At 68.5% G+C, this 23,835-nt stretch carries 20 protein-coding genes; 15 read left to right on the top strand and 5 right to left on the bottom strand.

Features of this window, described 5'->3' with window-relative positions; all coding sequences use genetic code 11:
* Positions 1-596: 596 nt before the first annotated feature.
* Positions 597-1,553 carry a hypothetical protein gene (locus tag F6W97_RS04230; RefSeq protein WP_155368736.1) on the top strand — a complete coding sequence of 319 codons (957 nt, stop codon included), beginning with the start codon at positions 597-599 and terminating at the stop codon, positions 1,551-1,553.
* Positions 1,554-1,571: 18 nt separating this feature from the next.
* Positions 1,572-2,171: an SMI1/KNR4 family protein gene (locus tag F6W97_RS04225; protein ID WP_155368735.1), complete on the top strand. Its 600-nt coding sequence runs from the start codon at positions 1,572-1,574 to the stop codon at positions 2,169-2,171.
* Here the strand turns inward: F6W97_RS04225 and F6W97_RS04220 are convergent.
* Complete coding sequence (locus F6W97_RS04220; RefSeq protein ID WP_155368734.1) at positions 2,063-2,440, bottom strand: winged helix-turn-helix transcriptional regulator; 378 nt, start codon at positions 2,438-2,440, stop codon at positions 2,063-2,065. The two genes, F6W97_RS04225 and F6W97_RS04220, sit on opposite strands and share 109 nt — an antisense overlap.
* Before the next feature lie 193 nt (positions 2,441-2,633).
* Between F6W97_RS04220 and F6W97_RS04215 the strand changes: the two genes are divergently transcribed.
* The gene (locus F6W97_RS04215) at positions 2,634-3,617 is read left to right on the top strand and encodes an NADP-dependent oxidoreductase (RefSeq protein ID WP_155368733.1); all 984 of its coding nucleotides are present in this window, start codon (positions 2,634-2,636) and stop codon (positions 3,615-3,617) included.
* Positions 3,618-4,097: 480 nt separating this feature from the next.
* Here F6W97_RS04215 and F6W97_RS04205 read toward each other — a convergent pair whose 3' ends face one another.
* The 4 genes from F6W97_RS04205 to F6W97_RS04190 all read right to left on the bottom strand — a co-directional run bounded on the left by F6W97_RS04205 (position 4,098) and on the right by F6W97_RS04190 (position 8,589).
* Entirely contained in the window at positions 4,098-5,039 is a 942-nt protein-coding gene (locus F6W97_RS04205) for an oxidoreductase (protein WP_230686389.1), read from the bottom strand.
* 1 nt (position 5,040) lies between these two features.
* Entirely contained in the window at positions 5,041-5,406 is a 366-nt protein-coding gene (locus F6W97_RS04200; RefSeq protein ID WP_155368732.1) for a nuclear transport factor 2 family protein, read from the bottom strand.
* Between the two features lie 575 nt (positions 5,407-5,981).
* Complete coding sequence (locus F6W97_RS04195; protein ID WP_155368731.1) at positions 5,982-6,833, bottom strand: alpha/beta fold hydrolase; 852 nt, start codon at positions 6,831-6,833, stop codon at positions 5,982-5,984.
* A 256-nt stretch (positions 6,834-7,089) separates the two neighbouring features.
* Positions 7,090-8,589 carry a GMC family oxidoreductase gene (locus F6W97_RS04190; RefSeq protein ID WP_155368730.1) on the bottom strand — a complete coding sequence of 500 codons (1,500 nt, stop codon included), beginning with the start codon at positions 8,587-8,589 and terminating at the stop codon, positions 7,090-7,092.
* Positions 8,590-9,704: 1,115 nt separating this feature from the next.
* Here F6W97_RS04190 and F6W97_RS04185 point away from each other — a divergent pair.
* From F6W97_RS04185 to F6W97_RS04130, 12 genes are all read left to right on the top strand, one after another.
* The gene (locus tag F6W97_RS04185) at positions 9,705-10,709 is read left to right on the top strand and encodes an HD-GYP domain-containing protein (RefSeq protein ID WP_155368729.1); all 1,005 of its coding nucleotides are present in this window, start codon (positions 9,705-9,707) and stop codon (positions 10,707-10,709) included.
* A 154-nt stretch (positions 10,710-10,863) separates the two neighbouring features.
* A complete protein-coding gene (locus F6W97_RS04180) occupies positions 10,864-12,216 on the top strand; it encodes a GGDEF domain-containing protein (RefSeq protein ID WP_155368728.1) in 1,353 nt (450 codons plus the stop codon).
* Positions 12,217-12,624: 408 nt separating this feature from the next.
* The gene (locus tag F6W97_RS04175; RefSeq protein WP_155368727.1) at positions 12,625-13,095 is read left to right on the top strand and encodes a MarR family winged helix-turn-helix transcriptional regulator; all 471 of its coding nucleotides are present in this window, start codon (positions 12,625-12,627) and stop codon (positions 13,093-13,095) included.
* 228 nt (positions 13,096-13,323) lie between these two features.
* On the top strand, positions 13,324-14,412 hold the full coding sequence (locus F6W97_RS04170) for a hypothetical protein (RefSeq protein WP_155368726.1): 1,089 nt from the start codon (positions 13,324-13,326) through the stop codon (positions 14,410-14,412).
* A 258-nt stretch (positions 14,413-14,670) separates the two neighbouring features.
* The gene (locus tag F6W97_RS39975) at positions 14,671-14,889 is read left to right on the top strand and encodes an Hsp20/alpha crystallin family protein (RefSeq protein WP_230686388.1); all 219 of its coding nucleotides are present in this window, start codon (positions 14,671-14,673) and stop codon (positions 14,887-14,889) included.
* A 165-nt stretch (positions 14,890-15,054) separates the two neighbouring features.
* The gene (gene dnaK, locus F6W97_RS04160) at positions 15,055-16,971 is read left to right on the top strand and encodes a molecular chaperone DnaK (protein ID WP_155368725.1); all 1,917 of its coding nucleotides are present in this window, start codon (positions 15,055-15,057) and stop codon (positions 16,969-16,971) included.
* An 8-nt stretch (positions 16,972-16,979) separates the two neighbouring features.
* Positions 16,980-17,510, top strand: a complete 531-nt coding sequence (locus F6W97_RS04155) for a nucleotide exchange factor GrpE (RefSeq protein ID WP_155368724.1) — start codon at positions 16,980-16,982, stop codon at positions 17,508-17,510.
* A 9-nt stretch (positions 17,511-17,519) separates the two neighbouring features.
* Entirely contained in the window at positions 17,520-18,539 is a 1,020-nt protein-coding gene (locus F6W97_RS04150; protein ID WP_155368723.1) for a DnaJ C-terminal domain-containing protein, read from the top strand.
* Positions 18,536-18,841, top strand: a complete 306-nt coding sequence (locus F6W97_RS04145) for a chaperone modulator CbpM (RefSeq protein WP_155368722.1) — start codon at positions 18,536-18,538, stop codon at positions 18,839-18,841. The genes F6W97_RS04150 and F6W97_RS04145 overlap by 4 nt, the downstream gene beginning before the upstream one ends.
* Positions 18,832-21,495, top strand: a complete 2,664-nt coding sequence (gene clpB, locus F6W97_RS04140; RefSeq protein ID WP_155368721.1) for an ATP-dependent chaperone ClpB — start codon at positions 18,832-18,834, stop codon at positions 21,493-21,495. The genes F6W97_RS04145 and clpB overlap by 10 nt, the downstream gene beginning before the upstream one ends.
* Positions 21,495-21,956 carry a thioredoxin gene (gene trxA / locus F6W97_RS04135; RefSeq protein ID WP_155368720.1) on the top strand — a complete coding sequence of 154 codons (462 nt, stop codon included), beginning with the start codon at positions 21,495-21,497 and terminating at the stop codon, positions 21,954-21,956. The genes clpB and trxA overlap by 1 nt, the downstream gene beginning before the upstream one ends.
* Positions 21,957-22,004: 48 nt before the next feature.
* Positions 22,005-23,678 carry an FAD-dependent oxidoreductase gene (locus F6W97_RS04130; protein ID WP_155368719.1) on the top strand — a complete coding sequence of 558 codons (1,674 nt, stop codon included), beginning with the start codon at positions 22,005-22,007 and terminating at the stop codon, positions 23,676-23,678.
* Positions 23,679-23,835: the final 157 nt, after the last annotated feature.

Below are 23,835 nucleotides of genomic sequence, written 5' to 3'. Positions count from 1 at the left end.
CCGGCCCCTTCGGGGCCGTCTCCCGCCCCTTCGGGCCGGAGTGGCTAGCCGGCGACCTAGCTGCCCAACACAGCTCGTTGGACAGTCGCACACGGCTCAGTCCTGGGCCGAACTCTCGCGCTGACCCCATTTCTAATTGTTGGATTACCTGTATTTGCAATCCAAAATAGGTCGGGAGTGGACAGCCGCTCCGGAAGTTCTAAAATTCCGGTCGCGGCGATTACCGGCAGCAGTCACGAGCCCACATTTGTGGGCACGCGAGATCAAGCGCTTCGTCGAAGACCCCGGATAAGTCGTTGCGACCACCGCTGCGATCCGCGCGAGATCCGCACCGTGTTCAACCTGCCCGGACGCATCACCGACCGGCCGCTACCCGTGACGGTGACGACCGCTGGCTCGCCGGATCCGACCGCGGGCGGCCACCTGGTCACCGACGCCGAGGTGGTCAGGGCTGGCCGATGCTGACGGCAACGAGGCGCGCGTCGCCACGTGGGTCGGCTCGCTCGATTCGGGATCATCGCGCAGCCATCGATGTGCGGAATCGGCGACGCCTGGCCCGGCGGCGCGATGTCGGCGGGTCGGGGCATGATGCGCGCGTGAACATCACGTGGGAACGCTGGACGGCGCTGGACGATGCCGAGGCCCAAGCGTTGGCGAGCCGGATCGCCGATCGGGTCAGCGCTGCCTCGGTCGAGGTCGGGCCACAGGAGTACGCGGGCCGCGCTGCCCGGACTGCCGTGTTCGACGTCGGCGGCGTCCCGTTCGCACTGGTCCCGGCACGGCAGGTCCAGGTCGGCTACGACGCGACCCGGTTCTCCCCCACTCCGGAGCAAGTCGACAGCTATCACGAATCGGCCGAGGCCCTCGGCCTGCCCGACGACATCCGGGCATACGTCGCCGAGCGCACGTCGCCGCCACGGACCGTGTCGGTGCCGACGCTGCTGGTCGCCGTCGAGGCGGTACAGGCGGGGTTGACCGCGATGCCCGTCGACGAGCCGACGGTCCTGCGCCGCGTTCACGAACTGCGGCAGACGGTCGCAGTCACCGGCTCGGCGATGCCGGAGCAGGTCGAGTGGGCCGGGTTCGGGCGGGCGCTGCTGGCGCCGGACGGTTCGGTGCGCGCCGCGTGGATGTACGACACCCCGTCCTACGACGACGAGGCCGCCCGGCTCGCAGCGCTCGGCCGACGGCTGCTGACTCCTGACGAGTGGGAGTACGCCTGTGGCGCCGGTGCGACGACCCTGTTCCGGTGGGGTGACACCTATCCCGGCGGCGGTGATCCGTGGTCGGCGCGCACCGGCCCGCACCGCGAGCCGAACCTGTTCGGCCTGACCATCGGGCAGGACCCGTACCGCGACGAGCGGACCGCCGACCCGGCCGTGATCTGTGGCGGCGACGGCGGATCCATGGTGTGCGGCGGTTCAGGCGAATTCGTCTCCTGGCTCACCGTCGCGACCGCCTACCGCGACGCCGAATACGCCCAGTTCGTCCAGGACGAGGCCGAGTACCTCGACCAGATGCTCGTCCGTCCCGCCATCCCGCTGCACGACTGACCAGCCCAGGAGGCTGACATGAGCACCGACTGGTCGGGCGTACGCGAACGCGTCGAAGCCCTGGGCCGCCATCCCCACCGCAACACGATCTTCGGCGCAGACGACCATCAGATGCGCCTGGATCCGCCTCTCACCGCCGACGAGCTCGCCGACCTGGAACATCGCCTCGGCGTGAGCCTGCCCGAGGACTACCGCACGTTCCTGACCCAGGTCTCGGCGGGCGGCGCCGGCCCGGCGTACGGCGTCTTCCCCGTGCGGCGCGACAACTCGGGCACATGGCGCTGGATCGGCGACGGCAGCAACATGACCAATCTTGACCTGGTCAAGGTGCCGTTCCTGGTGGACCGCCCCTACGGTGAGATCCTCGCCCGGCTGGACGACGAGCGCCCCGACGAGGAGAAATTCGACGACATCGAGGACTTCGACACCGCCATGGAGGAATGGCAGGAGCGGCTGTACGCGGTCTTCCTCGATCCGGGGTTCACCGGCGGCGCGATCTGCCTGGTCCACTACGGGTGCGCGCAACGTGCCTGGATGCCGACGGCGTTGTCGACCGCCCAGCAGGCGAGGTGTCGTACAGCGGCGAGCAGGCTGATGCCGCGCGGGGTGAGCGTGTAGTCGACGCGCAGGGGTCTGGTGTCGTGCAGGGTGCGGGTGACCAGTCCGTCGCGCTCCATGCCGCGCAGGGTGGCGCTCAGCATGCGCTGGGTGATCGGCTCGCTGAGCCGGCGGAGCTCGTTGAAGCGCTTCGTGGTGTGCCCCAGCTGGCAGATGACCACCACGGACCATTTGTCGCCGATGCGCTCCAGCACGTCTCGCACCAGCTCGCGGCCCTGACCGTAGTTCGCCAGTTCCCGTTCGCTGGTCGAGGTGGTCGGATGCGCCATGCGTACGAGTGTATGTCGTATACCAGGTCCCACCTGTCACTCGGTTGGTACCTCTGGCAATACCAGGGCACTTTGAAGTGCCTTCTTTCCGTTCTTGCCGGTATTGCAGACACTCGAAGTTCGGTACTGATCGGGTACCTGGTAGGTGATAGACACCACTTGTGAGCTGGAGCTACATCCTCGGAGGAAGATCATGAAAGCTGTAGGTCTGCACAAGTTCGGTGGGCCGGAGGTGCTGCGGCTCGTCGACGTACCGGAACCACACGCCGGCCCGGGCCAGGTCCGGATCCGGGTGCACGCTGCCGCAGTGAACCCGGCGGACATGCTGCTGCGCGACGGCACATGGGCCATGGAACTGGAAGGGGTGCCCGCACCCTATGTACCTGGGATGGACGTCGCGGGCGTGGTCGACGAGATCGGTCCAGACACCGACACCAGCCTGCGCACCGGCGATCCGGTGATGGCGATGCTGATGCCGTTCCTGCCCGCCGACGACGGCGCCGTCGACTACCGGGGCGGCGGCTACGTGCAGTACGCGGTCCTGTCGGCGAGCTCGGTGGTACGCGCACCGGACGGGTTCGGTCACGAGGCCGCGGCGACGCTGCCTATGAACGGCCTGACCGCGCTGCTGGCCTTCGACCAGCTGGGGCTGCCGCCCGGCTCGACCCTCGCCGTGATCGGGGCCGCCGGGGCGCTCGGCGGATACCTGGTCCAGCTGGCCGCCCACGCCGGGCTGACCGTGATCGCCGACGCCGCCCGGGCCGACGAGCAGCTCGTCGGCGAGCTCGGCGCGACCGAGGTCGTGCCCCGGGGACGCGGGGTCGTCGACAGTATCCGGGCACGGTATCCCGAGGGCGTGGACGCGGTCGCCGACGTGGCGCTGTTCGGGCCGCGGCTGCTCGACGCCGTCCGTGACGGCGGCACCTTCATCAGGTTCCGGCAGGCCGAGGAGCCCGGCGGCTATACCGCCGGAAGCACCCGCGGGATCAAGGTGCTGTCCCCGTTCGTGCCCGAGTACGACGGCCGCACCGACAAGCTCGACGAGATCCGCCGCCTCGCCGGTGCCGGCGTGCTCACGCCCCGGGTCGCCGAGGTCATGCCCGCAGCCCAGGCATCAGACGCCCACCGTCGGCTCGAGGCGGGTGGGGTACGCGGGCGGTTCGTCCTGACCTTCTGACAACAGTTCGGCGCGTGCCAAAGACGCGTTCGAAAGAGGAACAACCGTGTCTGCACACTTCACCGACAAGGTCATCCCGGTCACCGGCGCGACCTCCGGGATGGGCCGGGCAGTCGCCGAGCGGGTCACCGCCGAGGGCGCCAAGATGCGCGCCCGGCATGGCCTCCTACAGCCGCCGAGCACAGCGTCATCGGACTCACCCGTTCGGCCGCGCTCGACACGGCAGCGACAGTGGTCCGGATCAACGCGCTGGTGACCGGCGGCACCCCCGCACCCGCCACCGAGGCCATGACGGCTCGGGACAGCACTGAACGGGTCGCGGGCGAGGCGCTGTCGTGACCGCCCGATGTCAGCGGCGGGCACACCCGGCCGGTGGCATCACCCAGCGCGAGCAGAACCGCGGCGATTGCTGACTGAGCCAGCCGGTGATGGCGGCCCTGCTCCGTCGGAGCGTTTCAAACGTCCAGGTCCGCTGGACGGCTATACGGTGGCAGGGAAGTCGGCCCGACGTGACAGCGCTTCGGAGTTGCGGATGTCGGCCAGGTTCTCTTCGATCGTCTTCACCACGACGTCGAACGCGCCGCTGCCCAGAACCAGCCGGTGCGGCGGCGACGCCTGGGCCATGGCGGCGATGACCGCGCGAGCTCCGCGCTGCGGGTCGCCGGGCTGCTTGCCGTCCTGGTCGATCATCGCGCTGCGGACGTCCTGCAGCATCGGCTGGTACTCGGCGATGGTCTCATCGACGGCCTCGTCGGCGAAGCCCGCATAGGCCCTGGTCCGGAACGCCCCTGGCTCGACCGCCATCACCCGGATGCCCAGCGGCTCCACCTCGTTGCGCAGCACCTCGGTGACCGCCTCGACCGCGAATTTGGAGGCGCTGTAGTAGCCGAATCCGGTCACCCCGCGCAGCCCGGCCACGGAGGACATGTTGATGATCCATCCCCGGCGTCGGGCTCGCATGCCCGGCAGCACGGCACGCGTGACCGACAGCACCGCGAAGAAGTTCAGTTCGAACATCTGCCGCACGGCGTCGTCGGCCATGCCCTCGATGGACCCGTACCAGCCCCGGCCGGCGTTGTTCACCAGCACGTCGACGGCGCCGAAATGCCCTTCGGCAGCCCTTACGGAGTCGATCACCTGCTGGTCGTCGGTGACGTCCAGGGGAAGGACCAGCACCCGGTCGCCGTACGCCTGTGCCCACTCCTTCAGCCGCTCGACCCGCCGCGCGGTCAGCACCACGCGATCGCCGGCATCGAGTGCGGCCTCGGCGTAGGCCAAACCGAACCCACCCGGCGTGCCACCGGTGATGAACCATGTCCTCATGTCTTCCCCCACCATGATCATATTCCGATGGTGACCATCCGATGGCCGAAAACTGGATACGGACGCCGCCTCAGCAATACCGCAATCGTGTGAAAACACGCTACGGTGCGATATGCAGCGCCGCGATCAGCGGGCCACGCATCGTGAACCGGTAATGCAGGTCGACCACCCCACCGGGAAAGTCTCCTTCGAGATGCTGGACGACGTCGTAGTGCATCTCGTCGATCCTGCCGGCACCGGTGAGTTCGGCGGTGAACGTGTACTCGCTCGCCGAGCGGCCCAGCCAGGTCCGAATCTCCTCCAGACCACGATAGGTGTGCCCATCGTCGGCCACCACGGCATCCTGGGTGTAGCACACGATTGCGGCACTGACGTCGCGGGCTCGATGCGCGTCGAGGTAGGTGGTGAGTTGGGCCGGCAATGCCGACGAGGCGATCGGGGTTGCCCGACTCCAGTCCGTTTTCATACGACCACTGTCAGGTCTCCCGCAAGGAGAGGGTCAACTGGCGACTCCCGGAGCGCCGGAGCAGACTAGGGGCGTACGGGCGGCGGTGACGATCGGGGAGTTCGCGACGGTAACCCGCCTGAGCGTGCGGACGTTGCTCCGCTACCACAAGGCCGGGCTGTTGCAGGTCGAGATGCGGTCAGTGCCAGCCCCTCTCGTCGCCGCCGGGGACGGCCACGTCACGCTCGACCGTGTGATCGCGGGTACGACGCGGCCATGGCCGAGCTGGATGCGGCCTTCCGACCTGCCCAGCGCACCTGACCGCCCGGTGGGCACTACGCCAACGAGCTGCTCACCCACGGCGCGGTGTCGTGTGCGTCTTCCCACCGGTCCGTGACCCACGCGCGTCCGGCCGGATCGAGGTCGTCGAGCTCGCGCCGGCCGGCCCGGTCGTGGCCGTCCACCACGGGCCGCACGACGACATCGACCAACTCCCGCAGATGCGTGCTTCGCGCTTCTGCGGGAGCTTCGCCTTGCGAGCCGTACCGGGTGGACGGCCTCCCGGATACGAACGCTGCCGGCCCCACCGGCCAGGCCTACTTGGAGGCGCCGGCCGCTTCGATGATGAGGTCGGCGACCGCGCCGGGTTGGGAGACCGGGACGGCATGGGATGCCTTGACTTCCGCGGTCTTGGACTTGGCGCGTTCGGCCATGAACTTCTGGGCGGCCAGCGGGATCGCCCTGTCCTCGGTGGCCAGCAGCGCCCATGACGGAATGACCTTCCAGGCCGCCTCGACCGCCTTGCCCTCCAGCGCGGCAGTAGCGGCCGGACGCTGCGTGACCGCCATCAAGGCCGCGGTCGGTGCAGGGACGTCGGCCGCGAAGTGCTCCCGGAACGCCTCGCGCTTGACGTACAGGTCGGTGCCCTCGCCTCCGCCGGGCAGCGGGAACGGCACCGACTGCAGGTTCGCACCCAGCGTGTTGCCGGGGAATCTGTTGACCAACTCCGCAGTGGTCTCCCCGACATCCGGTGCCAGCGCTGTTATGTAGACCAGCGCTTTCACGTCCGGATCACCAGCGGCGGCGCTCGACATGACGGCCCCGCCGTAGGAGTGCCCAGCCAGCACGATGGGGCCTTGCACGCTGTTGAGCACACGGCGCAGATAAGCCGAGTCCGTCGCCAGGTCCCGCAGTGGGTTGGCCGGCGCCACCACCGGGTAACCCTCGGCCTGCAGACGCTCGATCACGCCGTTCCAGCTAGACGCGTCGGCGAACGCGCCGTGCACCAATACCACCGTCGGCTTGTCCTGCTGCTGAACGGGCTGAGGTTCTGCGGCGCCCGCCGACGTGGTGACAGAGTTGGCAATAACAGATGCGGTCACGGCGAGAGTCGCCACCAGCACACTGGCCGCGAGCCCCGACAAACGCGATTTCGGTGTGGGTTTCATGGTTCTCCTCCGAAAAGCTTGCGCTGCGCCAGCGGCCGACCCAAGACGCACTGGCGCCAGCGCGAGAGTTTGGTCGTGCAAGACATAAGAAGGTCCAAGGGCAACTTCAGGCACGTTGCGTGACCGCCACCGCATTGAACGAGTCGCCCCGACATCGGATGCCGCGCTGCGGACGCAATGCTACGCCCGTTACGGAAGTTATCTACCGATTTGGCGTGAGCGAGGGCCGTTCAGGGCACGGAAGCGCCCAGCCTGCTCAGCCCTCTGTCCGGATCAGCTCAGCGCCGCGCTCGGCGATCATGATGGTGGCGGCGTTGGTGTTCACGCTGACAAGTGTCGGCATCACCGACGCGTCGATGACGCGGAGGTTCTCGATGCCATGCACCCGTAGCTGCGGCGTGACCACGCATTGGTCGTCAGTGCCCATCTTGCAGCTTCCGGCCGGGTGGAAATAGGTTCCCGTTCCTGTACGGACATACTCCTCGACGCCGAGGTCGCTTCCTGGCAGCAGTTCCGGTCCGCGCCACGGATCGAATGCCGCACTCGCGGCGATGGTTCGCGCCTTCTCCACGCCCTCGGCCAGACGACGCCGATCGCTGAGATCGGCCAGATAGTTCGGATCGATCAGCGGGCTGCTGTCCGGATCACGGTTCGCCAGTCGGACGGATCCTCGACTGCGGGGCACGACGGACACGCCGAACGTGAAGCTGTCTGCCGGAGAGCCGAACGCCGCCAGGTAGTGGAACGGCACATGCATGAACATGATCTGCGCGTCAGGCCCGCCGACGGCCTCACTGCTGCGATACAGCAGCGAGGTCTCCGCGTGGTTGGCGTTGCCGGGCGGAATCTGCCGCGTGGACTCGAAGACCACACCGGTCAGCGGGTGGTCCTGCAGGTTCCTTCCGACGCCGGGAAGGTCGTGCACCACCTTGACGCCCGCCTGCCGCAGTTCGTCTGCCGGCCCTATCCCCGACAGCAGCAGCAGGCGTGGTGAGTCCACCGCACCGGACGACACGATCACCTCTCGGTTGGCGCGTACGTCGACAAGTTCGCAGTTGTGTCGCACGAGGACACCCGTACAGCGGCCATTGCGCACGAGCAGGCTTGTCGCGCGCGACTCGGTCCACACCGTGAGGTTCGAGCGACGTAGCGCCGGTCGCAGATACGCGACCGCGGTACTCTGCCGCTTTCCGAGGCAGATGGTCAGGTCATGCCAGCCGGCTCCTTCCTGCACCGCACCGTTGAAGTCGCCGGTGACCGGATGACCGGCCTGTGCGGCGGCATCCACGAAGACCTGCGAAAGCGGATTGGGCGTGGCCGACCTCTGGGGCAGCATCGGCCCGCGAAAGCCGCGATACCGCAGATCCCCGTCCGGCACCGTCTCCATTCGCTGGAAGTACGGCAGGACGTCGTCATACGCCCAACCGGGCGCGCCGCCATGAGCCCACGAGTCGAAGTCGTTGCGATGGCCACGCAGGTAGACCATGGCGTTGATCGAACTGCTTCCGCCCAGCGTTCGCCCACGAGGCCAGTTGTGCTCCAGACCGCCCATCGCGCTCTGCGGCACCGTCCGGTACGCATGATCGACTTCGGTGCCCCACAGGGCGGGCCACGCCGGCGGCACGTGGATCTCCGGGCGGGTGTCCGCGGGGCCGGTCTCCAACAGCAGGACGCTCACATCCGGCTGCTCAGACAGCCGTGCCGCCAGGACACAGCCTGCTGAACCGGCACCGACGATCACATAATCGAAATCCATGCTTCCTCCGATTCACGTTCCGGTAGCCAGCGCCCACCGCGCCTGGCAACGATTACGACCATGTAGCGGCGGCGGACCCAACTTTTGACGATCGCCCGGCACTCGACTCGGTTATCGCCCCAGAACAACCGACGCGGCTGCGGACGACTTCAGATGGGGCCCATTGAAAGCTAGCGCACCGATAGCTCGTGCACAAGGTTTCTCCGCCATCATGGTTGGTGACCCTGCCGCTGGCCCGCGCAGCGATGAGTCTTTGACGCGACCGAGATGCTCTCGGCCGCCACCGCCCGCCGAATCTGGTCGGAGGACGGGCACCGACTGTCAGCCTGAGTGCCCCGCAGTCCTGGACCTACCCTGCCCAATCCTGCAGCAGGCTGCCTTTCAATCAGTTGGCGTTGCCCATCCGCCTACTGTCGGGTCTCCCCCAGAGGGAGAGTCAAGTCCTGCTCCGGGAGGGCGCAGATTGCCATAAGCGGCCGGCCCGACGATCGGGGCGATGCGGCTGACCAATGCGGGCGCTGCACCGCGTCGCTGGCGAGCGGCCGGGAGTGTGGGTGGACCCGCACCCTGGACAAACTCCCGCCATCGCGCTTGATCGCCATTCGACAGCCCGGCGGGCCGGTGAGCACCGCAGCGGAGGAATATCTCGCCCACGTACATCGTTCCGTATGCGGAACGACAGGTGAAGGTCGACCAGCAGCTTGACGACTGAGCCGCCGTCGGCACGGTGCGCAAAGGGGACGTAGGTGGGATGAAATACCCAAGTTATGGCGGTCCGAAGCCGGACGACGTGCTCACCGAGCTGACCAGCGCCGACTTCCGGCCATCGGGAGAGCGACAGATCTCGGCGCCTTGACGACGCCTTCTGCACGGTCGAGCGCAACAGCCGCAGGGCCGGCTATACGGCCCGCCTGACCGAGCCCGCGAACCCATGCGATCGCCGGCCGAGCCGCGACTTGCACGCGGCGCGACCTGGGTGGGCAGCCCATCCCGAGTTCACATCAACAAGCCGAAATCCGACCAATTACCTTGTACACGAGGATTACGTGGGCTAGGTTTTTGCATTGAGGCGGGGCCGCTGGGCGAGCTCCCGCACACACCCCGAGGAGGAAGCCATGGGCAAGGTAGTGCAGCCGGCAGTCGTGATGGTGTTCGCCGAGTCGTCCACTTTGAGCGAAGCGGTCGACCGTCTGCGGCAAGAGGGCTGTCCGGTGGCCCCCGCGAACTGGAGTTGGGAAACAGCTTCAACTGCGGCGCATGTGCAGAGGCTCCTCGGCGGTATCGACGGTGCGATGGTCCTGGTTGGGCAATCCCGCCGCAGTGCGACGCGCCCCCACACGCATGGCGACCATTCGGCCGTCATGGCACTGGTGTGCATCGAAGTACCAGCTCTCCAGGTGGGACGGAACACCGAGGAACGGTGCGAGGAGTTGCCGGGCGAGACGCTCGACGCGAACCCGGCATCGGCGCGGACCGATCGCGCGACACCGGTCGACCCCGAGGACATGCTCCCGCAGGACCTGGTGTGGATGGCCGACGAGATCGATACCGTCCTGGGGGAACGCGAGCACGGCACCGCTGTCGCCCGATGGGCCGAACAGACCGCCGCGCGACTGGGTCTTGATCGCCGGACGCAGCTGCGCACGGCAGCCGCTGGACGCCTGCATGACGTGGGCAAGATTTGCGTCGACGAGTCGCTGCTGGCCAAGCCCGGCCGGCTCACCGCCGACGAGTGGGTCGAGATGCGCCGCCACCCGGACGAGGGTGCCCGGCTGCTCGTCAAGATGAACCGGCCGGATCTGGCTCCGCTGGTCGCGGCACACCACGAGCGGTATGACGGGACCGGTTATCCGCGCGGCCTGGCCGGTGCCGACATCCCGATCGAGGCACGGATCATCGCGGTGTGCGACGCCTGGGCCACGATGCGCGTTGACCGCCCGTATGCCCGGGCGCTCGGGGTCGGCAAAGCGCGCGAAGAGCTGGAGACGGGACGGGGCACGCAGTTCGATGCCCGCGCGGTCGACGCCTTTCTCGAACTTGTCGACGAGGGCGCCATCGACGAGCCGGCACTGCTGTCCGAGTACACCAGCCGGCAGTCGGCCGGGCGCGGACACTTCTGACGTCGTGCCCGGCTCTTGAGGAAGGAGGACCGCCGAAGTGACCGCAGCACCAGGACTCGTCGATGAAGTCGCCCAGTCCATACGCTCCTGTGAATCCGTCTACCGAACGTGCAACGCGGTGGTCGACGCTGTCAGCACCCACACGGGTGCCTCGGTGAACGTTCTGCTGACCAACACCAGCTACCTGCACCTCGGCGCGAGTAGCGGAGTCTGGCACGCGCCGCGGACAGTGCGCATCAACTACGGCATGGCCGGGCGGGTACTGACCACGGGACACACCGTCACCCGTCGCACCCCTGCCGGCGACCGCACCGATCCGCCCGCAGGCCGTCCAGCCGGCTCGATGATCTGTGCTCCGGTGCGCGGCACGCGCGATACCGTGATCGGCGTCATCATGGTCGAGTTCGACCTCGTGCTGACCGACCTCAGAGACTGGGAGTCAGCGCTGACGAGGATCGGCGTGCTCCTGGGCGCCCGAATCCACCAGCTGGGTGGCCCGTCCGAGCCGAGCCCGCCCCAGTGGCTGCTCAGCCACACCTTGAACATCGCCACCGCCAACGACCTCACGGAGCTGGCAAAACGCTTCTGCCGCGCGGCGGTCGACCTGTCCGGGCTGCGATGCGCAGTGACGCTCATCCGCAGGGCCGACGACCTCGTCGGCGGCGCTCCGCCGCTCGCCGTCCTGGCGGACCACTGCGGGTCGGGGTCACGGCGACTCGTCGACGCCATCGGCGCCCTTCCGCCGGAGAGCCTGTCCAAGTTGATGGATGCCGCGGCTCGCCAGCAGGCCGCGTACTCCCGGGGCGAGGTAGGCGTCGCCGACACCGACGGTTTCGAACCACTCGCCGACGTCGGCGTGCGCACCCTGGTCACTGCGACTCTGCCGGTGAACACGCGGCATCCCGACTTCGACGCCGTAACGCTGATCATGGATGAGCTCGCGGTTCAGCCACTGCCGGACACCGCGGTAATACTGGAACTCCTGATGATCAACGCCGTCGCGTCCTACGAGCGCATGTCCACGCAGCACACGCTGCAGACTCTGGCCGACTCCGACCCTCTCACCGGCCTGCGCCACCGACGCCCACTGGCTCGACAACTGGCCTCCAGCGCTCCGTCGTCCACGGCCGTGCTCGCGATGGACATCGACAACTTCAAGGCCATCAACGACACGTGGGGCCATGACGCCGGAGACCGTGCACTCACCGAGGTGGCCGACGCCATCCGCTTGGCGCTGCGCGAGGGCGACGAGGTGTTCCGCGTCGGCGGCGACGAGTTCGTCGCGGTACTGAACGTGGCCGGCCGGGACGAGGCTGTACAGGTCGCGGAACGGTTAGCGGCTGCGGTAGCCGACGGCGGCCGGACCATCAGTGTCGGGGTGACCCTACGGCGGCCGGAGGACGTGGAGACGACTCTCCGGCGCGCCGATGAGGAGTTGTACGCGGCAAAACGCGCCAAAGACCACCTCGGTCGTGGTCGGCCACTGTCCGCACGACGTGCCGGCTAGCAGGTCCGCTAATTCTTCGCGGATGGCACCCGGCCCGCGCAGAATCGTGGTGCTGATGGTCGCCAGACCGCCGCGCCGCTGCTGACCAGTCCAAGTTCACCGTCGCCCCGGCTCGGTCGAGATCGTCGAGCACGACCAGCCGGGCGTGACACGTCGCAATGTCGGCGAGCTGTTTTGCCCGACCGCGTCGCAACGCCGCGACCGCCGGTCGGCAGCGGGCCTGGCGTGGCCGACCGATTAACTTGTGCAAGAGTAAACCGTGGTAAAGTTAGTTGGTGCTGTGAATCGCCGCGACCGAAGCGAGGCCACGTGAGCCGGTTGCGAGCACCGTCGGTCGAGCCAGATACGGACGCAGGAGGTCACGTGACACAGTCACCAATACGCTCGAATGAGCCCGACTATGCCTCAATGCGGCTTGACGACCAGTTCTGTTTCGCGCTATACGCCGCCTCGCGCGCGGTGACCAGCGCCTATCGGGTTCTCCTCGAGCCAGTAGGGCTGACATATCCTCAGTATCTCGTGATGCTGGTTCTCTGGGAGCGCAAGAGCGTCGCTGTGAAGGACCTCATTTCCGCGCTCCAGTTGGAGTACGGCACCTTGACACCGTTGATCAAGCGGATGGAGACGAACGGGCTTATCACGCGTCGACGTCGAGGCGAGGACGAACGTGTTGTCGAAGTCGCACTCACGGCGAAAGGTGAAGCACTTCGGGAACGCATCCGTTGCGCGCCGACGACAATAGGTGACGCGTCGGGACTCACCCAAGAGGAGATCGCAATAACTCGGATGCTACTTCGTCGCCTCACCGCGAATGAGCTCGCCTTCGCAGCAGCGGCGGCAACCGACCCCGCTTCAGCCATCGTAAGTTCGCCGGAGTGATGAGACCCTCACCTTGCTGGGATGATCTGAGCCGTCCCTCGCCGGGCGGGGTTGGCTGTAGCATGACTGATCACCACCGAGTGACGGTCGCTCGTCGGATCGGGGCAGGTACAGGTGCGTGACCGCGCACCGTACCGGTGGCGACGCCTCTGTCGGGGGATGCACGATGACGACGGCAACCTTTAACGACTCGGCGGGGGCGACGAGCGCTTCGGCCGGTGACTTGAGATGACCGTGATCGGACTGGTCGCGTCACCGGGTCCGGCTGCCGACCTGGCACAGAAACTTCTGTCGGACCTTACCGGCCTGATCACTGTTCGGCTGCCGGACGGAGACTGGCAGATACGGCTGGCCGTGGACCGGCTGGTCGACGCCCCAGCAGACCTGAACCGGCTGGTCGACGCCGCCCGGCGCAGGCTGCTGGACGAAGGCTGGCAAATGGCCATCTGCATCACCGATCTGCCGTTGGCGACCCAGCGCCGGCCGGTGGTCGCCCACGCCAGTGCGACGCATGCTGTCGCTGTGCTGTCCCTGCCTGCGCTGGGCGCGGTGGGTGTGACCCGCCGGGCCGCGGACGCGATCGTGCGCCTGATCGAGGCGCTGCTCGGCGACGTCGACCCAGAGAACGCGGACCTCGATGATCGTGCCATCCGGCGGCGACGGGTGGCTCTGTACCGCCGGACGCGCGAGCTCAACGAGTTGCCGGTACCCGAAAGCGGCGCCGTCGGTCTGATCACTGGCGTACTGACAGGAAATCTGCGGCTCCTGCTGGGCATGCTGCGAGCCAACCGGCCGTGGCGACTGGTTTCGCGGCTGTCCCGGGCTCTGGTCGCGGCCCTGGCCGTCGACATCCTCGCGCTGGTGACGAGCGACATCTGGCGGCTGTCGAACGCGTTGGGGGCGGCGCGATTGACCATACTTACCGTCGGTTCGCTACTCGCGGTGGTACTGAGCCTGGTGCTCGGCGCCGGCCTCTGGGAGCGGGTGCCGCCCCGGGCTGCCGGTCCCGGGATTCGCCAACAGGTGGCTCTGTTCAACATCGTCACGATTCTCACCGTGGTCATCGGCGCGGTAGCGCTGTACGGCGAGCTGGTGGTGCTGACTGCGCTGGGGGTGTTCGTGATGGTTCCGGCCGATCTGATCGCCGCTGCCCTCGGTCATCCAGTCGGTATCAGTGACCAGGTGCGGCTGGCGTGGTTGGCCAGCTCTCTCGGCACACTCGGCGGGGCGCTGGGAGCCGGGTTGGAAAGCGACGAAGCTGTGCGTGAGGCTGCGTACCGTTATCAACCAGACAACGAGCTGTCCGCCGATCGTTGACCTCTTCGGCCGCTACAGCTTGTTCCAGCCCGCGGCCGTGTTGTAGAGGTAGGGGTAGCAGGTGCGCAGCATGTTTCCGCCCGTTGACGCCATGCGCAACCCGAAGCACCCGACACCAGCGCCTTCTACAGCACCGGATAGCGGGTGCGCAGGCGCGCATCAGCCGCCACGTCGGAGTTCGCGGCCTGGGCACCGATGCGCAGACCCGGTTCACCCACGGCCACGGCCACGGACCTGTACCGGTCCGGTGACCACTACGTGCTGCACCTCGACCTGCCCGGCATCGACCCGGGCACGCTGGACGCCAGCGTCGACGGCAGCACCCTGACGATCACCGCCCAGCGCAGCCTGCGCACGGTTCTCGCGTACCGGCCTGTGCGCGATTTTTCCGGAACATCCGGATCATGTTTTATCCCGCCCATGACGGGTAGTATGAGAATTTGGTTCACATTTGGCTTGGTCGCTCCGTCGGCATGACGGTGAGGGCTTAACCAGCAGTTGGTGCTGCCGGCCCTTTACGCGTTGAGGCCTCCCCGACCTCGATTCCAGAATTACTTTTTAGGAGCTTGCCCGTACTGCCGGGTGACGGTACTTGGCACCCGGCATCGTCTGGCACGCGTCCACGTCTGGCTGGTGATCAGCATGGCAAAAGCAGTCGGTATAGATCTCGGTACGACCAACTCGGTGATCGCGGTGTTCGAGAGCGGTCAGGCCACTGTCGTACCCAACGCCGAGGGCTCACGCACCACGCCTTCGGTCGTGGCGTTCACCGACGCCGGTGAACGCCTGGTCGGGCAGCTCGCCCGGCGGCAGGCGATCCTGAACCCCAAGGGCACGATCTACTCCGCGAAACGGTTCATCGGCCGGCACTTCGACGAGATCAGCTCCGAGGCCAAGGCCGTCACGTTCGACGTCGTGCCCGGCCCGGACGGCCTCGTACGCTTCGACGTCAAGGGCAAGATGTACTCCCCCGAGGAGATCAGCGCCCAGATCCTGCGCAAGCTCGTCGACGACGCGTCCAAGTTCCTCGGCGAGAAGGTCACCCAGGCCGTCATCACGGTGCCCGCGTACTTCAACGACGCCCAGCGCACCGCGACCAAGGACGCCGGCCGCATCGCCGGGCTCGACGTGCTGCGCATCATCAACGAGCCGACCGCCGCGGCGCTGGCGTACGGGCTGGACAAGAAGGGCCACGAGACGGTCCTGGTGTTCGATCTGGGCGGGGGCACGTTCGACGTGTCCGTCCTCGACGTCGGTGACAGCGTCGTGGAGGTACGCGCCACAGCGGGCGACTCGCACCTGGGTGGCGACGACTTCGACCGCCGCCTGGTCGACCACCTGGCCGACGAGTTCAAGAACGACAACGGCATCGACCTGCGCACCGACCCGCAGGCCCTGCAGCGGCTGTTCGAGGCCGCCGAGAAGGCCAAGGTCGAGCTGTCGTCGGTCACCCAGACCCAGGTCAGCCTCCCGTTCGTCACCGCCGACGCGTCCGGGCCCAAGCACCTGACCACCACCATCACCCGGTCGAAGTTCGAGGATCTCACCAAGGACCTGGTCCAGCGCTGCCTCGGGCCGGTCGAGCAGGCCATGGCCGATGCGAAGACCACCGCCAACGACCTCGACGAGGTCATCCTCGTCGGCGGGTCGACCCGCATTCCAGCCGTGCAGGCCCTGGTACGGCGGCTGACCGGCGGCAAGGACCCGAACATGAGCGTCAACCCCGACGAAGTCGTGGCGATGGGCGCGGCGATCCAGGCCGGGGTGCTCACCGGCGAGGGGCCGGACGTGCTGCTGCTCGACGTGATCCCGCTGTCGCTGGGCCTGGAGACGCTCGGCGGGCGGATGACCAAGGTCATCGAACGCAACACGACGATCCCGGTGCGGCGCAGCGAGACGTTCACGACCGCCGACGACAACCAGTCGGCGGTGGACATCGTCGTCCTGCAGGGCGAGCGGGAGCTGGCCGCCGACAACCGGGTGCTGGGGCGTTTCCGGCTGGAGAACATCCGGCCCGCGCCGCGCGGGGTTCCGCAGGTCGAGGTGACCTTCGACGTGGATGCCAACGGCATTCTCAACGTGTCCGCCAAGGACAAGGACACCGGTGTCGAGCAGGCCATCACCATCACCGACAGCGGCAACCTGGACCGCGGCGAGGTCGAGCGGATGGTCGCCGACGCTGAGGCGCACCGCGACGAGGACGTCCGCACTCGGCAGGTCATCGACACCCGCAACGAACTGGAATCGCTGACCTATCAGGTCGAGCACCGGCTCGCCGAGCTGGGCGAGTCGGCGCCCGCGCATGAGAAGGCGCGCGCGGAGTTGCTGATCGGCGACGCCCGCCAGGCCCTCAAGGAAGAGGCGCCGATGGACCGGCTGCGTTCGCTCATCGGCGATCTGCAGCAGGTGGCGCAGGGCCTGATGGCCCGGCCGTCGGCTCCGCCGCCCGGAGCGGACCAGGGCAGGCCGACCGGACCCGCCGCAGGGGCGCGGACCGGCGCAGGCCAGCCGGGCGCGAGCGACGACGACGTCATCGACGCCGAGTTCTCACCGAGCTGAGACACGCGATGACGCACGATCCTTCGCTCGCGCAGTCAGCGCCGCAAGCCGGCTCGGCGCCTGAGGCCTCGGCTGATCCCGAGGCCCCGGCGCCGGCCGAGACCGGCCCTTCGGCTGCCGAACTCGAACTGCAGGACCGCCTGCGCCGGGCACTGGCGGACCTGGACAACGTGCGCAAACGCTGCGAGCGGCAGCTCGCCCAGGAGCGGGCTGCCGAACGAGCGCGTGTCGCGGCGGTGTTCCTGCCCGTCGTCGACAATCTCGACCTCGCTCTCGACCATGCCGACAGCGATCCGGGCGCGGTGGTCGAGGGCGTGCGTGCGGTGCGCGACCAGGCTGTCGCGGTGCTGTCGGCGATGGGTTTCGCGCGCCGAGAGGAGACCGGCGTGCCCTTCGACCCGATGCGGCACGAGGCGGTGAGCGTCGTGCCCGGCGGCGACAACGACCCCGGCACGGTGCTGCACGTGGTCCGCCCCGGCTACGGCGACAGCGATCGCCAACTGCGCCCGGCTTCGGTCGTGGTCGCCGGAAACGGCTGAGGAGCAGCCATGGCGCGCGACTTCTACGAGGTGCTCGGCGTCTCCCGCAGCGCTTCCCCGGACGAGATCCAGCAGGCGTTTCGCAAGCTCGCCCGCAAGTACCACCCCGACGTGAACAAGAGCCCGGACGCCGAGGAGAGGTTCAAGGAGATCAACGAGGCCTACCAGGTGCTGCACGACCCGAAGCAGCGGACGCGTTATGACCGCTTCGGCGAGGACTTCCGCCGGGTCCCCGAGGGGTATGAGGACATGGCCGGCGCCGGCGCGGGTCCGGGTGGTTTCCGCGGCGGCGGGGGTGGCCGCGGCGGTTTCCCCGGCGCAGGCGGCTTCCGCGGGGGCGAGCAGGGCGAACCGTTCACCTGGACCTATCAGGGCGGCGGCGAGGACGTCGACATGGAGGACCTGCTCGGCGGGCTTTTCGGTGGTCGCGGTCGTGGCGCTGGACGTGCGGCCGGGCGTGGTGCGGGCCCGATTCCGGGTGCGGACCAGGAGGCCGAGCTGACGCTGACCGTCGAGGAGGCGTACCACGGCGGACCCCGCAAGATCACGCTGGCGGGACCGGACGGTCCCCGCAGCTACGACGTCAACATCCCGGCGGGCGTCAGCGACGGCCAGCGCATCCGCCTGGCCGGGCAGGGCGGCCAGGCACGTGGCAACGCCGGCGCCGGCGACCTGTATCTGGTCGTGCGGCTGGCGCCGCACCCGCGTTACCGGGTCGAGGGACATGACATCCACGTGCGGCTGCCGGTCACGCCGTGGGAGGCGGCGCTCGGCGCGACCGTCGCGCTGCGGACCCCAGGCGGGCAGGCGAAGGTGACCGTGCCGCCGGGCACCTCCAGCGGCCGCAGACTGCGGCTGCGCGGGCAGGGCATGCCGCGCCGGCGCGGCGAGCCCGGCGACCTCTACGCCGAAGTCCAGATCATGGTGCCCAAGCACCTGACCCCCCGCGAGCGGGACCTGTTCGAGGAGCTGTCGCGGGCCTCCGCCTTCGATCCCCGCCAGCCTGAGCGAGAGGGGGCACGGGTATGAGGACGTACGCGGTGGCAGTCCCGGCCAGGCTCAGCCTCGACCGCTTCGCCCGGCGTGCCGGGTTGCACCCGGCACTTGTGCAGCGCTTCGTGGCGCTGGGCCTCATCGACGCCTCCCGCGACGCCGAAGGCCGGCTGTGGTTCTCCCCGGGCGCCCTGAGTCGCGTCGGGCGGGTGCAACGACTGCACGCCGACCTGGCCCTGAACTACTGCGCGATCGGCCTGGTCATGGACCTGCTGGATCGCATCGACCAGCTGCAATCGGCCCTGCGGGCCCGGGGAGAGAGACCGTCATGGACATGAACAAGCTGACCCAGAAGTCTCAAGAAGCGCTACATGACGCCCAGACCGCCGCGCTGCGCCTCGGGCACACCGAGGTCGACGGCGAGCACCTGCTGTTGGCGCTGCTCGACCAGCCCGAAGGCCTCGTGCCCCGGCTGGTCACACAGACCGGTGCCGACCCGCAGCAGTTGCGTGCCGAGGTCGAGCAGGACCTGGCCAAACGGCCGAAGGTCAGCGGACCGGGCGCACAGCCCGGCCAAGTCTTCGTCACGCAGCGCCTGTCGCGGGTGCTCGACACCGCCGAGCGCGAGGCCAAACGGCTCAAGGACGAGTACGTGTCGACCGAGCACCTGCTGCTGGCCCTGGCCGACGAGGGTTCGGCGTCGGCGGCCGGACGCCGGCTCAAGGAGAACGGGGTCACCCGGGAGGCGTTCCTGGCCGCGCTGACCCAGATCCGCGGCAACCAGCGGGTGACCTCGGCGATGCCGGAGGTGACCTACGAGGCGCTGGAGAAGTACGGCCAGGACTTGGTGGCCGATGCCCGCAACGACCGCCTGGACCCGGTGATCGGCCGGGATGCCGAGATCCGCCGCGTGATCCAGATCCTGTCCCGCAAGACGAAGAACAACCCCGTCCTGATCGGCGACCCGGGCGTCGGCAAGACCGCGATCGTGGAGGGCCTGGCCCAGCGCATCGTGCGCGGCGACGTGCCCGAGGGACTGCGTGACAAGACCGTGTTCGCCCTCGACATGGGCTCGCTGATCGCCGGGGCCAAGTATCGCGGCGAGTTCGAGGAGCGGCTCAAGGCGGTGCTCAACGAGGTCCGCGCGGCCGAGGGCCGGATCCTGCTGTTCGTCGACGAGTTGCACACCGTCGTCGGGGCGGGCGGCGGCGCGGAGGGTGCGATGGACGCGGGAAACATGCTCAAGCCGATGCTGGCCCGCGGCGAGCTGCACATGATCGGCGCGACGACGGTGGACGAGTACCGCAAGCAGATCGAGAAGGACGCCGCCCTGGCCCGGCGCTTTCAGCAGGTCTTCGTCGACGAGCCGTCGGTCGAGGACACCATCTCGATCCTGCGCGGCCTGCGCGAACGCCTCGAAGTGTTCCACGGTGTGAAGATCCAGGACGCTTCCCTGGTCGCCGCCGCGACACTGTCCCATCGCTACATCACCGACCGGTTCCTACCCGATAAGGCGATCGACCTCGTCGACGAAGCCTGCGCCCGGCTGCGCACCGAGATCGACTCGATGCCCGCCGAACTCGACGAGATCACCCGCCGGGTCATGCGCCTGGAGATCGAGGAAGCGGCGCTGTCCAAGGAGACCGACCCGGCCAGCATCGCGCGCCTGGACCAGCTCCGCCGTGAACTCGCCGACCTGCGCGCCGAAGCCGACGCCAAACACGCCCAGTGGGAGCATGAGCGCCAAGCCATCCGCCGGGTGCAGGACATGCGCCAGGAACTCGAACAGCTGCGCCGCGAGGCCGAGCAGGCCGAGCGGACCTACGACCTCAACCGGGCCGCCGAGCTGCGCTACGGCCGCATCGCCGACCTGGAACGGCGCCTCGAAGCCGAGGAGCAGAAGCTCGCCGACCGCCAGCAGGGCCAACCGGGCCTGCTGCGGGAGATGGTCACCGAGGACGAGATCGCCGAGATCGTCTCGGCGTGGACCGGCATCCCCGTGTCGCGGCTGCAGGAGGGCGAGCGGCAGAAGCTGCTGCGACTGGACGAGATCCTGCACGAGCGCGTCATCGGCCAGGACGAGGCCGTCCAGGTCGTCGCCGACGCGATCATCCGGGCCCGGTCCGGCATCAAGGACCCGACCCGCCCGATCGGCTCGTTCATCTTCCTGGGCCCCACCGGCGTCGGCAAGACCGAACTGGCCAAGACCCTCGCCGCGGCGCTGTTCGACTCCGAGGACAACATCGTCCGGCTCGACATGAGCGAATACCAGGAGCGGCACACGGTCAGCCGACTCGTAGGCGCCCCACCGGGATACATCGGCTACGAGGAAGGCGGGCAGCTCACCGAGGCCGTACGCCGCAAGCCCTACTCCGTGGTGCTGTTCGACGAGATCGAAAAAGCGCACACCGACGTGTTCAACACGCTGCTGCAGGTGCTCGACGACGGCCGGATCACCGACTCGCAGGGCCGCACCGTCGACTTCCGCAACACCGTCATCATCATGACCTCCAACATCGGCGCCGAACACCTGCTCGAAGGCGCCACCGCCGACGGCGAGATCGACCCGGCGTCGCGCGCCAAGGTCATGGCCGAGCTGCAGGGCCATTTCCGGCCCGAGTTCCTCAACCGCGTCGACGACATCGTGCTGTTCCACCGCCTCACCCTGGCCCAGATCGAGAAGATCGTGGACCTGCAGTTCGACGAACTGCGCGACCGGCTGGCCGAACGGCGCATCACCCTGCAGGTCAGCGAGGACGCCCGCATACTCATCGCCGAGCACGGCTACGACCCTGTCTACGGCGCGCGGCCGCTGCGCCGCTACATCGCCCACGAGGTCGAGACCCGCATCGCCCGCGCCATCATCGCCGGCGACCTGGGCGAACAAGCCGTCATCCGGATCGACGCGCAGAACGGCGAGCTGACGGTCACGTTCGAGACCGCACCGGCCCGCGAGCAGCTGGCGCACGCCGGTGCCGGACCGGGGGCGTGATGACACAGGCACCGCAGGCCACCAGAGCCGAGGTCATCGCCTGCCCGCACTGCGGCAAGCGCAACCGGGTTCAAGCCGCCGCCGCGGGAGTGCCGCGCTGCGGCAACTGCCACCAGGCCCTGCCCTGGCTCACCCAGGCGACCGACGCCGACTTCCAGGACGTCGTGGCGCAATCGTCGCTGCCCGTGCTGGCCGACCTGTGGGCGCCCTGGTGCGGCCCGTGCCGGGTGGTCGCTCCCGGCGTGGAGCGGGCCGCGCAGACCTTCGCGGGACGGCTGAAGGCCGTCAAGATCAACGTTGATGAGTCGCCGCAGACGGCGGCCCGCTACCAGGCCCAGTCCATCCCGCTACTGCTCCTGCTCGACCACGGGCAGGTACGGGCCCGCCAGGTCGGCGCCGCCCCACCCGACGCACTGCTGCGCTGGGTCGAACAGGCGCTCGCCCAGCCTCCCGCCAACTGAACCCGGGTATGCCACCCGACTTCATCACCGTCAGAGAAGGTGACCAGAATGTCCGATCCCGTACAGGAGACACCGGACCGCTACGGAGCTTATCCGCGGCTGAGCGCCGAACAGATCGACGCGCTGGCCTCACGCGGGCAGCGCCACACCACCGACATCGGCGAAACCTTGTTCCACGAGGGTGATCCGAGCTACGACTTCTACGTCATCCTGTCCGGCGCCGTGGCACTGATCGAGGGATACGGTACCCCGGCCGAACGGGAGATCAGCGTGCACGGAACGAACCGCTTCCTCGGCGAACTCAGCCTCCTGGCGGGCCAGCCGGCGTTGCTGAGCGCCGTGGTCCGCGAACCCGGCGAGGTGCTCAGCATCCCGGTCGACGACGTACGCGCCCTGGTCGCCCACGACCCGACACTCGGCGACCTCATCCTGCGGGCATACATGATCCGACGCTCGCTGCTGATCGAGATGGGCGCCGGGATCCGGATCATCGGCTCGCGCTACTCCGCCGACGCGCGGCGGCTGCGCGACTTCGCCGCCCGCAATCGACTGCCCTACCGCTGGATCGACGTGGAACAGGACCCCACCGCCGAGACGCTGCTGCGCCAGCTCGGCGTCACCCCGCAGGAGACGCCGGTGGTCATCTGGCGCGGCCAGGAGGTGCTGCGCAACCCGTCCAACGACGAGCTCGCACGGGTCGTCGGGCTAGCCGAGCCGAGCATCACCGGCTCCGACTACGACGTGGTCGTGGTGGGCGCGGGCCCCGCCGGGCTGGCCGCAGGCGTGTACGCGGCTTCGGAGGGCCTGTCCGTCGTGGTCCTCGACGCGGTCGCCGCCGGCGGGCAGGCCTCCACCTCGTCGAGGATCGAGAACTACCTCGGCTTCCCGGGCGGGATCTCCGGCGGAGAGCTGGCCGAGAGGGCCACGCTGCAGGCCCGCAAGTTCGGCGCCCGGATAACCGTGCCCGCATCCGTCACGGCGCTGGAAGAACACGACGGGCTCCACCTGATACGGCTGGCCGACGGCACCGAGATCGCAACTCGGACCGTGCTGATCACCACCGGGGCCCGCTACCGCAAACTGCGGGTGCCCCGGCTGGCCGAGTTCGAGGGCACCAGCGTCTACTACGCGGCCACCGCCGCCGAGGCCCAGCTGTGCCGCGGCGACCAGGTGGCCGTGGTCGGCGGCGGCAACTCCGCCGGACAGGCGACCGTGTTCCTGGCCGGCCACGTGGCCCACGCCCACCTGATGATCATGCACGACGACCTGAGCCGGGACATGTCGCGCTATCTCGCCGACCGCATCACCGCACTGCCCAACGTGACCGTCCACACCAACACCGAGGTGTGCGACCTCGAGGGGAACGGCCGGCTGGAGGAGGTGGTCGTGGCCGACATGAAGACCGAACACAGCCAGCGCATACCGGCCACCGCCCTGTTCGTGTTCATCGGAGCCGAGCCGTGCACCACCTGGCTGGACAAACAGATCGCCGTCGACCACCACGGGTACGTGCTCACCGGCCCCGACGTGCCCGCCGACGCCGTCACCGACCCGCGCCAGGGCACACCCCGACGGCCGTACCTGCTGGAGACGAGCCGGCTCGGCGTCTTCGCCGCAGGCGACGTACGCAGCAGCTCCATCAAACGGGTCGCCTCCGCCGTCGGCGAGGGCGCCATGGCGATCCGGTTCGTCCACGAACATCTACGCCAACGCCAGGACTGAACAGACCCGACCGAGCAGGCATCGCCGCACAAAACGGCGCAGTGCACATACCAGCCGCAACCAGCAGGACGCGCGGCGGAGTTGGAGGGACACGGATGAGTGGACCCGTACCGGCACGGCGAGAGCGCCGACCTGCTGACCCGGTTCTTGCCGCGCT

It is taken from the genome of Catellatospora vulcania (genome assembly GCF_009720385.1).
Taxonomy (GTDB): Bacteria; Actinomycetota; Actinomycetes; order Mycobacteriales; family Micromonosporaceae; genus Catellatospora; species Catellatospora vulcania.
This window is presented reverse-complemented; position numbering and strand designations above follow the sequence as displayed.